The organism is Thioclava sp. SK-1, from assembly GCF_001705665.1.
Lineage (GTDB): Bacteria > Pseudomonadota > Alphaproteobacteria > Rhodobacterales > Rhodobacteraceae > Thioclava.
The window spans coordinates 41,621-55,313 of the sequence record NZ_MDHA01000025.1; the positions used below are offsets into that span (position 1 = coordinate 41,621).

Below are 13,693 nucleotides of genomic sequence, written 5' to 3' on the forward strand. Positions count from 1 at the left end.
ACACGACAACTTATCCCCAAATTATCCACAATTCGTAGCTTTCACCGGGGTTATTTTTTCTTTCGCCAGATTTGCTGATCTATGGCCGATTGCAACAGCGCTGAAAGCGCCTCTCTGTCCTCGCCCATATCACTTGTATCTGTAATCTTTGAACTGTTTGCATTTTGCCGACGGCGCGTCGCCTGGCTTAGGCGCCAAGTCACACCTTCATCGGCCAACCCTTCCAGATCTTGTTTTGCATCTTCTACCTCCGCTCGCACAGCCCGTTCCGCATCCAGCTTTGCCAGCTCCTCCATCAGGCACATCCGGGCAAGCGCGGTATCGGCACGCTTCATAACAGGCGGCGCAGATCGCACATGGGGCAGATTGAGCAAGGTTTCAAGGTCTCGTCCCATGTCCTCATGCAATCTTGCCAGCAAATCATCGGGTGGCAGATCCAGATGGCGCAGCATCCGATTGCGCAGATCATCATGGAACGGGTCGCTTAGCGGGGCTGAAAACAGCTGTGATTCATGTTCAGCGATCAACGTAGGGTGGGTCAGGCAGATTGCCAAGACCATCGCCGCACGCAAATGTTCCGCGACAGCGGCATCTTCGGCCATCGCCAGCATCGAATTGCGCGTCTGTGCCAGCGGCTGGCTAAGCGCGGGGGTCCATTTCCCATTCACATAGCTGCCACGCCGGGCCCCACCCGCCTGATACGGTCCGCCAAAGCCACGATCGCTGTAACCGCCGCGATCAAAGGACCGGCCCTGCCCAAATAGCGCCAGACGTTTTTCTTTGATTTCATGCCCATAATGACTGCGGATTGACGGATCGCGGATTTTGGATATCGCTGCGCGCAAGGACTTGTCCAGCGCGGCTTTGCGCTCTGGGCTGTCGAATTGCTTACCCTCGGTCTCGCGTTGCCATAACAGATCGACCATCGGTTTAGCCTGCGCCAGGACCTGTTCCATCGCGTCATATCCCGATGCCTTCAGCAGGTCATCGGGATCCTGCCCGCCCGGCAACATCGCGATGCGCAGCCCCTTGCCGGCCTCCAGCAGCGGCAGGGACAGATCGATCAGCCGCATTGCCGCGCGAATGCCTGCGGTATCACCATCCAGCGCGATGATCGGCTCGTCATGAATGCGCCACAAAAGCTGCAGCTGCGTTTCTGTGATCGCTGTGCCCAGCGGCGCAACCGCCCCGCCAAACCCCGCCTCAACCAGCGCAATAACATCCATATAACCTTCACTGACCACAAGGCGCGCCCCCTTGCCACAGGCCTCGCGTGCGGGGCCATGATTATACAGGGACCTTCCCTTGTCGAACAACGCTGTCTCGGGCGAGTTCAGATATTTCGCCCGTGCATTGGGATCCATTGCCCGCCCGCCAAAGGCGATACAGCGTCCCCGCTGGTCACGGATCGGATAGATGATACGGCCCCGGAAACGGTCATAGGGGGCGCCACCATCATCAGGTTTTGCGCAAAGTCCGGCATCGACGATTTTCTCCGCCGCGATGCCCTTATTGCTCAACGCCTGAAACAGGCCCTGTCGCGCATCGGGGGCAAAGCCGATCTCGAACCGGTCCAGCGCCTTGGGCCCTAAACGTCGCCCCGCAAGATAATCACGCGCGCCCTGCCCGGCCCCGGTGGATAGCATCATGCGGAAATATTTCACCGCCTCTTCCATCACATCGGCCAGCTCAGAGCGGCGATCGGCCTTCTGCGCGGCACGCGGATCGCGTGCGGGCATTTGCATCCCGGCCTCCCGGGCCAGAATCTCCACTGCCTCCATAAAGCCTACATTTTCCGTTTCGCGCACAAAGGTCAGCGCGTCACCTTTGGCATGACATCCAAAGCAGTAATAGAACCCCTTGCGATCATCGACATGGAATGATGCAGATTTTTCCTGATGGAATGGGCAGGGTGCCCACATGTCGCCCTTGCCCTGATTGGATTTGCGCATGTCCCACATGACTTTGCGCCCGACCACCTGAGAGATCGAGATACGGGTGCGCAGTTCGTCAAGAAAACCATCGGGCAAGCTCATGAAACAGGTATCGGTCCTAGAGGTGGCGAAGTCCAGACTCCGCGAGATAGGAAGATACACATCTGGGTGCAAGGGCCCGCGCCCCAAACCCGTCACTATGTCCCGGACCAAGGTTTTCAAGAAGAATTACGGCGAAATTAACAATTATGGCGGCCCCGTCTCCCGGCTTCGCGATGTGATCAGCGGCCGATTTTCGGGCATTATCCTTATTCACAAGGGGTTCCAACATACCACGGCCTGCGAATCGGTCCACGCGATGCCACGGAATCGTCCTGAATAATTTGTGAAAACTTAACAGTCGAAACCGCAGGACCCACAATTTGTTGACGAAATGAAAACGAACGGCCCGCCTTGGCCGCGTTTACGGCAAGTCCACGGAACAATTAACCAATCCCGCCCGCTCAATGCCGCATTTCCGCCCCAAAGCCCGTGCTAATTAAGCCGTGAGTTATAGCCCTTCGTATCCGGGGCGTTTGACCAGTGTGGAGAAGTGAAATGTTCGGTCTCAAGAGCCCAAAATGGTCGACCCGTCCTTTCGGTCAGCGCCTGTCGTTACATCGACTGCGCTCCGATGAAGATGGGGCCTTGATGATCTTAAGCCTGCAACTGTTCATTTTGATGCTGGTCACTACCGGGATCGCGATTGACCTTGTGCGCCATGAAGAACGCCGGACGGAAATTCAGGCGACACTGGACCGTGCCGCCCTTGCTGCAGCGTCGCTGAGTCAAGATCTGGACCCCTATGATGTGGTTGACGATTACATGCTCAAGGCCGGTTTGGGGGATCTGAAACACGTCACGAATGTAGAGGAAAGTGATATCGGCGCATGGCGGCGCGTGACAATCACGGTTGATGACGACATGCCAACAATCTTTGGCCCGTTGGTCGGCGTGACCTCGCTGTCTTCAGATGGGCGCAGCCAGGCGGAGGAAAGCGTGGGCAATGTCGAAATTGCGCTCGTGCTCGATATCTCCGGGTCGATGAACTACAATATCAACAATCCCGGCTCTGCCCAATCGGGGGTTTCGCCCACCCGGATGGAGCGTCTGCGCCCAGCCGCAACCAATTTCGTCAATCGTATGTTCGATGCCGTGCAGCCACCGGACGCGCCCGCAGGGCGGCTGATGATTTCGGTGGTCCCCTATAATCAAAACGTGGTGTTAGGGAACCAATTGGCAGCGCAATATGACCTGTCAGCGGATCACAGCCAGAATACCTGTGCAGACGTCATGATCTTGCCCACCAATACCATTGCCATCAGTGACAAGACTGCACTGCAGCGCACGATGTTTGGCGATAGTTTCGACTACATCGGACAAGCCGCGAATGGTCTGAACTTTGGTTTCCCAACAACGACCAATATCCAAAACTGCCAGGAAAACGCCATGGCGAATGTGTTGGCCTTTTCGAATGACGAAGCCACGATTGTGGACACGATCAACAAATTGACGCCCGGTGGCGATACGGCAATTGACGTGGGTGCACGCTGGGGTATGGCGCTTCTGGACCCTGCCTCGCAGCCGATTTTTGACGGGCTGGGCCGTTCCGGCGGTGGCATCGAAAACCGTCCGTTCAACTATGACGACGGGACTCAAGATGTCTCTAACACCGCGATGAAAGTGTTGGTGTTGATGACGGATGGTGAAAATACCCGATCCTATTCGACCAAAGCGGCCTTCCGCACGGGCCAATCCTGGCTGTATTCCGCCAATGGCTACACGCTTGCATCCAATGAGCTAAGCGACATCCGCCATACCAAAGGCAAAGGCGGCGGTGGCGGCGGAGGTGGCTATCAGGACACATCATGCAGCCTTGGGTCGCGTTTCTTCCACAGTAGCGCTGTCGCCAATATTCTGGGCCGGTCTGACTATGCTGACAAATATTATTCCTACAGCAAAGAAAGCTGGTACACCCTGTCACAGATCAACAATTGCGGCATAAGCCTGAACAATATCTCATGGCAGAATGTCTGGTCGTCGAACTATACCCTGCAATATGTTCTGCGCAATTATATCAAAGCGCCGGTGCAATCGCTCAATAGCAATGTCACTGAAGCCACATTATATGACTACTTCGCCAATCAGTCGGAATTTGCAGATAAAGACACCGATTTGAAGGCGCTGTGCAAAACCGCGAAAAGCCATGACATTAAGGTCTTTACCGTCGCCGTCAGCGCGCCGACAGCCGGCCAGGAGATCTTGAAGCAATGTGCGTCAGGTGCGGATTACGTCTATGATGTCGACAGCTCCGAAGTGCTGAATGCGTTTGCGGAAATCGCGTCGTCCATCAACTCCTTGCGTCTGACGAATTAAAGGGGCGATCATGATGACTGCCCCGCAAACCCCACCTATGGATCGCAGACGGCGCAATTGGTTGCGCCATTTGCGCCGCAGCGAAACCGGGGCGGTGACGCTACCGACATTGCTGTGGTTGCCGTTCTTTTTGATGATCATGGTCAGCTCGGTCGAGCTGCTGGTTCTTAGCGTGAAACAGACGATGCTGGAACGTGGCGTGGATATGAGCACGCGGATCCTACGCCTTGGCATTGAAAAAACCCCCTCTGCCGAGACGTTAAAGCGCAGCATTTGCGAAAACATCGGATTCTTGCACAATTGCATGGACGATCTGTTTGTTGAGGTCCACGCAGTTGACACAAACACATGGGCGACGGTTAACCCCGATCCCGGCATGCGCTGTGTGGATCGTGATCCCGACAGCACACAGGTGGCCACGGTTGATGGCGGCAATGACGATCAAATGATGTTGCTGCGCGCCTGCCTAAAAATTCGGCCTATGTCGACGGGGTCACAAACCGAAGATGGTAAAAACTACATTTGGGAAATGAACCCGCTGGGCGCTTATTTGCTGACCGATATGAATGGCGAAGCAACCCTGACGACAACCACATTTTACATCAACGAGCCAGGTTGAGGCCCAATATGAAAAGCTTTCGCATACGTTCGTTCAAGGCACTGCGTGACGACGAAAGCGGCAGTGCCGCAATCGAAGGTGTCATGGGGGCCTTGCTGCTGCTGGGGTGGTATGTGGTCGCATTTCAGTTCTGGGATGCCTTTCGCACCCGGTCCACTGTCACCAAGGCCGCCTATACGATCAGCGACATGATCTCACGCGAGAACAATGAGATCGGGCCGGAATACATCCACGGCCTGCGCAAAGTGTTCAACTATGTCTCTGATGCGCGCGATGCAGAACAAACGGTCATCCGCGTGACCTTGTTCAACTGCGCCAGCACAACCGATAACGGCGCTACGGTAGACACCCGCCCTTGTGACGGTGTGGATAAGAAATTTACGGTCACACAGCCCTATTCCACAGATACTACAAAGATGCAGGTCTATGATGACGGCTCTTTCAATGATGAACATTCCCGCATTCCGCGCATGGCGGCGGGGGATATGGCTGTTTTGGTGGAAACGATCTACACTTACGCCCCCCTTTTCGACATTGGCGACCGCGGGCTGTATTTCCCCAGCTCCAGCCCAGAAGCCGCAAAAAAAGCGGCATGGATCGGACTGGCGGGCACAATCAAATACACCAATTTTGTTGTGACCCGCCCACGGGTCACGCGCGTTACATGGAGCGATGACGCCTGACGCGTTTGAAACGCCTTGCGGCCGCGAGGGGGTGGTAAACCCTGCCCCTGCGCCCTATTCTAAGCACCTTGATGTCGGATGTGGTGGGCTGATGCGTCTTTTGTCTGTTCTTTTACTTGGGGTGTCGTTGATGGGTGTCGCGGGTTGCAATGACCCCGCGTTTGACACCACGCCCCCGCTTGCCCCAATTGATCAAATCCTGGCACAGGCACCTGAGGGCACGCCGGATCCAACAGCGAGCCTTGAACGCCGCGCCGATGCGCTGCGCGCTCGCGCCAGCGTTTTACGCACAGTCACACCCGATCAGGCCGCACAGTAGCGCATCTTGCGGCATTGCACAGCGTGGCGCGCCACACGCATCTGTCCAAATCTTGGCCCAAACCACCACGGCGCGTTGCAAGCGGACCGCTTCTCGGCTAACAGGTCGCGACTGATCTGACATCGAAGAGGTTCCTATGTCCCGCCCTGCTCTCGAAAGCCCCGCGCTGCGTCTTGGCATTGCCGGTCTGGGCACAGTTGGTATTGGTGTCGTAAAAATTATTCAGCGCCACGCGCAGATGCTCAGCGCACGCACCGGTCGCGCGATCACCATTTCTGCCGTTTGCGCACGTGATCAAAACAAGGCCCGCGATGCAGATCTGTCGGGCTATGCGTGGGAAACCGATGCCGTGGCGCTGGCACGCCGTGAGGATGTCGATGTGTTCGTCGAATTGATGGGCGGGCATGAAGGCGTGGCAAAACGCGCAACCGAGGCCGCTTTGGCGGCGGGTAAAGATGTTGTCACCGCCAATAAGGCCTTATTGGCCCATCACGGTCAGGCCTTGGCCGAAACCGCTGAGAGCCTTGGCCGTGTGATCAGGTTTGAAGCCGCCGTTGCAGGCGGCATCCCGGTGATCAAAACCCTGACCGAAGGGCTTGCCGGGAACCAGATCCGCCGCGTAATGGGTGTGATGAATGGCACATGCAACTACATCCTAACCCGGATGGAAGAGGCCGGCTTGCCCTATGACACCGTCTTTGAAGAGGCCAATCAGCTTGGCTATCTGGAGGCAGATCCCCAGCTGGATGTGGGCGGCATTGATGCCGGGCATAAGCTGGCGATCCTTGCCTCTATCGCCTTTGGCACCCGGATGGCTTTTGACGATGTCAAATTGGAAGGAATCGGCCGGATCTCGATCGACGATATTCGCCGCGCCGGTGATATGGGTTATAAAATCAAACTGTTAGGCGTGGCGCAGAAAACTGGCCGCGGGCTGGAGCAGCGCATGACCCCCTGTTTGGTGCCTGCGACCTCACCTTTGGGACAGCTGTCTGGCGGCACGAATATGCTGGTGCTGGAGGGCGACAGCGTTGGCCAGATCGTGCTGCGTGGCGCAGGTGCAGGTGAGGGCCCGACGGCCAGCGCGGTAATGGGCGATGTGATGGATATTGCCCGTGGTTTGCGCCTGCCAACCTTTGGCCAGCCGGCCAATACATTGGACAGCGCTACCCCGGCAATCGCCTCTGCCCCGGCGGCCTATTATCTGCGGATCAACCTGTCGGATAAGCCCGGTTCATTGGCGAAGGTCGCAGCGGCACTTGGGGCGGCGGGCGTGTCGATCTCGCGGATGCGGCAATATGGTAATGCCAATATGGCAGCGCCGGTGTTGATCGTGACCCATAAAACCACGCGCGACGCGATTGATCATGCAATTGATGCCTTCCCCGCCACCGGCGTGGTTGAGGGCGATCCGATTGCACTGCGCATTGAAGAGGTCTGATCAAAGCTAGAACTGCGCACTAAGACGACGGGGCCTGCGGGCCCCGCTGTTCTGTCTACTGGCCTATCCGCGCCGTGATGGCCCTTGCCATTTCATGCGCGCTTGGGTGCTATGGCCATCCTTGCACCACACAGGACCGAATGATGTTCAGCCATATCAGCCTTGGGATTTCGGATCTGCAACGCGCCCGCGCTTTCTATCATCCGCTGATGGCCATGTTGGGCTATCGCGTGCGATTCGATGCACCAACGCCGGGTTGGATCGGTTGGTCCCTGCCCAAAGCCGACCGTCCGATCTTTTTCGTCACACGCCCGTTTGATGGCAACGCCCCCGCCCCGGGTAACGGCCCCATGGTGGCTTTTCAGGCCCATGACCACGCCACGGTTCGCGCCTTTCACGCACATGCGCTGCAATTGGGTGGCACGGATGCGGGCGCACCGGGGCTGCGGCCCCATTATCACCCCGATTATTATGGCGCCTATCTGCGTGACCCGGATGGGAACAAATTATGCATCGTGTGCCACACACCCGAACCCGCACCCTGACGCCGTCAATACGCCCATCTCGCGGCGCAGTTTTGGACAGCGAGAAGAGGCATCGTGATCAGGTTTTGACGTCGCCCCCACTGGCCTGATCGCGTGACACTGTGTATGGCAAGAGGATGAACGCATTTCTTGGTGTTGAGCAATCCCTGACAAATCGTCGCTGGTGCGGCCCCTCGTTAGAGGCGGAGCGCCTGGCAGAGGCGATGGTGCAGGAAACCCGCCTTCCCGCGCCGCTGGCGCGCGTTTTGGTGTCACGCGGAGTGACCCCGATGGAGGCGGCACAGTTTCTGGAACCCACCCTGCGTGATCTGTTGCCCGATCCGCGCGTATTATTGGATATGGACCGCGCCGCCGAACGGTTCTTGCATGCTGTGCAGGCCAAAGAACGTATCGCAGTCTTCGCGGATTATGATGTGGATGGGGGATCCTCGGCAGCGTTGCTGCTGGTTTGGTTGCGCGATATGGGCCTGCAGGCAACCTTATACATCCCCGACCGTATCGACGAAGGCTATGGCCCCAATGTCCCCGCCATGCAGGCGCTGGCAGCGGACCATGATATGATTATCTGTGTTGATTGCGGCACGCTCTCGCATGAGCCGATTGCAGCAGCCAAAGGCGCGGATGTGATTATTCTTGATCACCACCTTGGCGCAGAAACCCTGCCCGATTGTGTGGCCTGTGTGAACCCGAACCGACAAGATGAAACCGGTGATCTGGCGCATCTATGCGCGGCTTCGGTCGTGTTTTTGCTGTTGGTGGAGGTCAATCGGCTTATGCGCGGTCAGGGCCACAAAGGTCCCGATCTGATTGCCTTGCTGGATCTGGTGGCGCTGGCCACTGTGGCCGATGTTGCCCCGTTAATTGGCTGCAACCGGGCCTTGGTGCGACAAGGGCTGAAGGTGATGGCACGGCGCGCCCGTCCCGGCCTGCGGGCACTGTCGGATGTGTCACGAATGGATAAGGCGCCCACCTCATATGCGCTGGGGTTCATGCTGGGGCCGCGGGTGAATGCAGGCGGACGGATTGGGGCGGCCGATCTGGGCGCGCGATTGCTATCCACCAATGACCCGCATGAGGCCGAAGCCCTGGCAGAGCGTCTAGACCAGCTGAACACCGACCGCCGCGACATTGAAAACCGTGTCCGTGAGGCGGCGCTGGAACAGGCGCAGGCGCGAGGATTGGATGGGCCGCTGGTATGGGCGGCAGGAGAGGGCTGGCACCCCGGTGTGGTGGGCATCGTGGCCGCACGCCTGAAAGAGGCCACCAACCGCCCTGCGGTCGTCATCGGGCTGGAGAACGGAATCGGTAAAGGCTCTGCACGGTCGGTCACGGGGGTGGATCTGGGCGCCTGTGTGCAGCGGGTTGCAGCAGAGGGGTTATTTGTGAAAGGCGGCGGGCACAAGATGGCTGCCGGCCTGACGGTAGAGGAAGGCCAGCTGGAGGCTGCGATGGAGCGGCTGAGCGCCCTGCTGGCCAAACAAGGCGCCGGCAGCCACGGCCCAAGAGATCTGCGCCTGGATAGCCTGTTGATGCCAGCAGCCGCCACACCAGATCTGATCGAGCATATCGAGCAGGCCGGCCCGTTTGGTCAGGGTGCCCCTGCGCCACGGTTTGCCTTCCCATCGGTCGCGATCAGCTTTGCCAAACGCGTTGGAGAGCAGCATTTGCGGTTTTCCTTCAGCGACGGGATGGGGCCGCGTTTAGAGGCGATTTGCTTTGGCGCTTTTGACGGCCCGCTTGGCCCCGCCTTGTTGCAGCCCGGTGCGCAACGATTCCATTTGGCAGGCCGGCTGGAGATCAACACCTGGGGGGGCCGCACGAAGGTGCAGCTGCGGCTGGAAGATGCCGCAATCGCGGAATAACCCTTGTTTTCTTATGGGTTTTCACAATGCTTTCATTTAGTTGTCGGAAACTCGAAAAAAGCCCTTGCGCGGTCAGACAGCCTGCCTTATGAACCGCCCCACGCCGCAAGTGTGGCCCGTTCGTCTATCGGTTAGGACGCCAGGTTTTCAACCTGGAAAGAGGGGTTCGATTCCCCTACGGGCTGCCACTTTCATATGCCGCGATCTGCGGCCCGTTCGTCTATCGGTTAGGACGCCAGGTTTTCAACCTGGAAAGAGGGGTTCGATTCCCCTACGGGCTGCCATTTATGCTTTCTATCACAGAGTCATCCTGCGTTGACCGAGCTTGGTGCTTGCGTGATTGGCGTTGCCGATGTCTTTGGGCATTGAGGTTTGATGTCAAAGTGGCAGGGCGCATCTGACCCAAACCGGAAGACCTTTGGCTGGCGTTCCGGTTTGGATATTTTTTAGCAAGATGAAATAGTAACGCTTTAAAGCGTTGGTGGCGTCAAGTTTAGCCGTTGCACAAGCGTCTGGAACGCCGCATTCGTGCCAAGCCAATCTACAGCGCGGGTCACGAAGAGATTGGCCTGGCTTTGATGGATCAGCCCATCTGAGAGCACGCGCAGGTGGTTGGCCGAGAGCGTTTCGCCGCTGGAGGTAATATCTGCAATGACCTCTGCGGTGAGGTTGGCAATTGTGCCCTCGGTTGCGCCTTGGCTGTCGGTGATCTGATAATCTGCTACGCCCTCACGGGTGAGGAAATCACGCACCAGCCGGTGATATTTGGTTGCGATGCGCAGCCGGAACCCGTGGGTGTCACGGAAGGCATGGGCCGCCGCGTCCAGATCTTCCAGCGTATCGACATCTGACCAGCAATCAGGCACAGCAATGATCAAATCCGCATGGCCAAAGCCCATCAGCGCCAATGACGCCACCTGATTGTCCCAATCCGCCAATTTTTCGCGCACCAGGTCGGAGCCGGTCACGCCAAGGTGGATACGGCCTGCCGCCAATTCTCGTGGAATTTCACCGGCAGAAAGCAAGACAAGGTCGATCCCGCCGATCCCTTCGACCGCGCCGGCATATTCGCGCTCTGATCCTGTGCGTTTGAGGGTGACGTCATGCCGGGCGAACCAATCGAAGGTTTTCTCCATCAGACGGCCTTTGGAGGGCACACCGAGTTTAATCCGTGTCATTGCGCGGCTCCTTCCAGATCGGCCAGCAAGCCCGGGCGGATCACACCGCCTACTGCCGGGATTTCGCGTCCCTGCCCCAGCACGCGCGTCAGCGCATCATACCGCCCGCCGGAGGCCACCGCAGGCCAATCACGGCGACTGGTTTCAAAGGTGAAGGTGAAGCCATCGTAATATTCCATCGTGGTCCGGCCATGGCTTGCATCGAAGCGCAACGCTTCCAGGTCCACGCGGCGGGTGCGCAGCGCGGCCAAGCGGGCCTCTAACAGATCGATCGCTGGGTCAAGCACGGGCATGTTCAGCGTGCGAAGCTGTGCAGACGCCTGAGCGGCAGGACAAGTCAGGGTATAAAGCGCCTCAATCCGGGCAACATCTTGGGCGGGCAGCGGGGGGGCTTTGGCATCCTCGCGGAGGCTGGCGATGCGCTGATCCATATCTTTTGGACTGCGCAGACCAATCCAAGGGCCTTTGGTCCGCGCCCCGGCCAAAAGATCGCGACGCGCCTGTGGCATCGGGGTCTGGCCAGAGTACCGTTCCAGCAATTTGCGAAAGCGCACAGGGCGCCAGATGTGACGCAACAGCGCCGCCTTGCGCGCCTGTGTCGTTTCCAGCCCGACAACGGCGGCACGCAGCAGCCCCATATCGCCCATGGTCGCCTGCAGCCCATGCGGTCGCAGCAGCGACGAAAACAGTGCGAAGACTTCTGCATCGGCATTGGCCGGATCTTCACGGTCGAAAACCTCATACCCGACCTGAGTGTATTCATTCACCCGTGCCTGGCCGAAATGATCTTGTTTGCGGAACACTTCGCCCATGTAGCAATAGCGGGCGGGTTCCGCGCCTTGCGACATATGCGCCTGAACGACGGGCACGGTGAAATCTGGCCGCAGCATCATTTCACCGCAGGTCGGATCCTGGGTAACATAAGCACGGGCACGGATGTCTTCGCCGTATAGGTCCAGTAAGACTTCGGCCGGTTGCATAATATCGGGTTCGATTTCCTGCGCTCCGGCGGCTGCGAAAGATTGCAGCAGGCGCCGCCCGGTGATGCGCGCTTGGGCTTTGGTGGCCATTATCTGTCTCCGTAACGGGCGAGCATCTTGCGGGTCTCGGCCACGAGATCGGCACTGGCGACCTCGATTTGCGCGGGCTGGGTTTTCCATTCCTCAAGGCTGGCATCTTGAGCCAGCTTCGCGCCCAACACCAAATCTTTTAGCTGAAGCACACCGCGCGCGGCCTCATCAGAGCCCTGAATGACCGCGATGGGGCTTTCGCGTTTATCGGCATATTTCAACTGGTTGCCGAAATTTTTGGGATTTCCCAGATATACTTCGGCACGGATACCAGCGGCGCGCAACTGCGCGGCCATCGCCAGATAATCGCCCATTCGATCACGGTCCATCACGGTGATCACCACCGGGCCTTGGTGACTGGCGCCGGCTTGTCCTTTGGCACGCAGCGCCGCCAGCAACCGGTCCACACCGATAGAGACCCCGGTCGCAGGCACTTCCTGCCCGGTAAACCGTTTGACCAGATCATCATAGCGACCACCACCGGCCACGGAACCAAAGGAGCGTTTGCGCCCCTTCTCATCAAGGATTTCAAAGGTCAGATCGGCTTCGAACACAGGGCCTGTGTAATAGCCAAGGCCGCGCACGACAGCCGGATCAATTTCAATGCGATCCGCGCCAAAGCCCTGAATGTCCAGCAATTCTGCGATCTGCTCCAGCTCATTGACGCCATCTGCACCAATCACCGAACCACCGACCAATTCACGCAACCGCGCCGCCGTGGCCGAACCGCTATCGCGTTTGGCCTGCATGAAGCCCATGACGATATCGCATTGTTCGACCGACAGACCTGCGCCTTTGGTAAAGTCTCCCGACCCGTCCAGACGGCCTTCGCCCATCAGCAGGCGCACGCCCTCTTCGCCGAATTTATCGAACTTGTCGATGGCGCGCAAAACGATGCCGCGCTCGTCTTCGAATTTGGTCGGGTCAGAAGGGTCCAGAACGCCTGCGACCTCCATCACGCCATTCAAGACTTTGCGGTTGTTAACGCGCACAAGGTAATCGCCGCGTGCGATCCCTACAGCCTCTAATGCGGTAGAGAGCATGCCGCAGATTTCCGCGTCAGCCGCAACGGATGCAGACCCGACCGTATCGGCATCGCATTGATAGAATTGGCGAAACCGGCCCGGCCCCGGTTTTTCGTTGCGCCAAACCGGACCCATTGTATAGCGCCGGTACGGGCTGGGAAGGTCGTTGCGGAACTGCGCCGCCACACGTGCAAGCGGCGCAGTCATATCATAGCGCAGCGCCAGCCATTTGCCGTCATCTTCCTCTTGCCAACCGAAGACACCCGCGTTCGGACGGTCTACGTCAGGCAGGAATTTCCCCAATGCCTCAACTGTTTCCACAGCCGATGTCTCTAGCGGATCAAACCCATGGGCATGGTAAACCTGCGCGATGGCCGACAGCATCTCTTGCCGTTCGGTGACATCGGCACCAAAGTAATCGCGAAAGCCTTTCGGCGGTTCGGCCTTGGGCCGGGGCTGTTTTTTCTGCTTGGCCATGGTCTGTTCCACTGCTGAAATTCAAGGCTCCGAATAGCCCCTTGCTGTCCTAACAGCAAGGCGCGTAGGCCAATCCATCCGCCTGCCTGGCCATTTTGCGCGATTGCAGGCTCGCATTCATCGCT

11 protein-coding genes and 2 tRNA genes are annotated in these 13,693 nt (G+C 58.2%); 9 read left to right on the forward strand and 4 right to left on the reverse strand.

Going from position 1 to position 13,693, the window contains the following annotated elements:
* Window positions 1–50: 50 nt before the first annotated feature.
* Window positions 51–2,036 carry a DNA primase gene (dnaG, locus tag BFP70_RS03070; RefSeq protein WP_066009908.1) on the reverse strand — a complete coding sequence of 662 codons (1,986 nt, stop codon included), beginning with the start codon at window positions 2,034–2,036 and terminating at the stop codon, window positions 51–53.
* 495 nt (window positions 2,037–2,531) lie between these two features.
* On the opposite strand from dnaG, the gene BFP70_RS03080 reads away from it, so the two are divergent.
* From BFP70_RS03080 to BFP70_RS03120, 9 genes are all read left to right on the forward strand, one after another.
* The gene (locus tag BFP70_RS03080) at window positions 2,532–4,349 is read left to right on the forward strand and encodes a pilus assembly protein TadG-related protein (RefSeq protein ID WP_066009910.1); all 1,818 of its coding nucleotides are present in this window, start codon (window positions 2,532–2,534) and stop codon (window positions 4,347–4,349) included.
* 13 nt (window positions 4,350–4,362) lie between these two features.
* The gene (locus tag BFP70_RS03085) at window positions 4,363–4,968 is read left to right on the forward strand and encodes a TadE/TadG family type IV pilus assembly protein (protein WP_141693076.1); all 606 of its coding nucleotides are present in this window, start codon (window positions 4,363–4,365) and stop codon (window positions 4,966–4,968) included.
* Between the two features lie 8 nt (window positions 4,969–4,976).
* Entirely contained in the window at window positions 4,977–5,651 is a 675-nt protein-coding gene (locus tag BFP70_RS03090; protein WP_066009912.1) for a TadE/TadG family type IV pilus assembly protein, read from the forward strand.
* Entirely contained in the window at window positions 5,641–5,970 is a 330-nt protein-coding gene (locus BFP70_RS03095) for a hypothetical protein (protein ID WP_066009913.1), read from the forward strand. The genes BFP70_RS03090 and BFP70_RS03095 overlap by 11 nt, the downstream gene beginning before the upstream one ends.
* Window positions 5,971–6,106: 136 nt before the next feature.
* Window positions 6,107–7,411, forward strand: coding sequence for a homoserine dehydrogenase (locus BFP70_RS03100; RefSeq protein WP_066009914.1), 1,305 nt, complete (start codon window positions 6,107–6,109; stop codon window positions 7,409–7,411).
* Between the two features lie 143 nt (window positions 7,412–7,554).
* On the forward strand, window positions 7,555–7,956 hold the full coding sequence (locus BFP70_RS03105) for a VOC family protein (RefSeq protein ID WP_066009915.1): 402 nt from the start codon (window positions 7,555–7,557) through the stop codon (window positions 7,954–7,956).
* Between the two features lie 116 nt (window positions 7,957–8,072).
* Window positions 8,073–9,818: a single-stranded-DNA-specific exonuclease RecJ gene (recJ, locus tag BFP70_RS03110; RefSeq protein ID WP_066009916.1), complete on the forward strand. Its 1,746-nt coding sequence runs from the start codon at window positions 8,073–8,075 to the stop codon at window positions 9,816–9,818.
* Between the two features lie 113 nt (window positions 9,819–9,931).
* Window positions 9,932–10,006, forward strand: a tRNA-Glu gene (locus BFP70_RS03115).
* A 21-nt stretch (window positions 10,007–10,027) separates the two neighbouring features.
* A tRNA-Glu gene (locus BFP70_RS03120) sits at window positions 10,028–10,102 on the forward strand.
* Window positions 10,103–10,288: 186 nt separating this feature from the next.
* Here the strand turns inward: BFP70_RS03120 and hisG are convergent.
* From hisG to hisS, 3 genes are read right to left on the reverse strand one after another with little or no spacing between them, the layout of a single operon-like run.
* Complete coding sequence (hisG, locus tag BFP70_RS03125) at window positions 10,289–10,996, reverse strand: ATP phosphoribosyltransferase (RefSeq protein WP_066009917.1); 708 nt, start codon at window positions 10,994–10,996, stop codon at window positions 10,289–10,291.
* Window positions 10,993–12,066 carry an ATP phosphoribosyltransferase regulatory subunit gene (locus tag BFP70_RS03130; RefSeq protein WP_066009918.1) on the reverse strand — a complete coding sequence of 358 codons (1,074 nt, stop codon included), beginning with the start codon at window positions 12,064–12,066 and terminating at the stop codon, window positions 10,993–10,995. Before BFP70_RS03130 ends, hisG begins: the two co-directional genes overlap by 4 nt.
* Window positions 12,066–13,568, reverse strand: coding sequence for a histidine--tRNA ligase (hisS, locus tag BFP70_RS03135; RefSeq protein ID WP_066009919.1), 1,503 nt, complete (start codon window positions 13,566–13,568; stop codon window positions 12,066–12,068). Before hisS ends, BFP70_RS03130 begins: the two co-directional genes overlap by 1 nt.
* Between the last annotated feature and the right edge of the window lie 125 nt (window positions 13,569–13,693).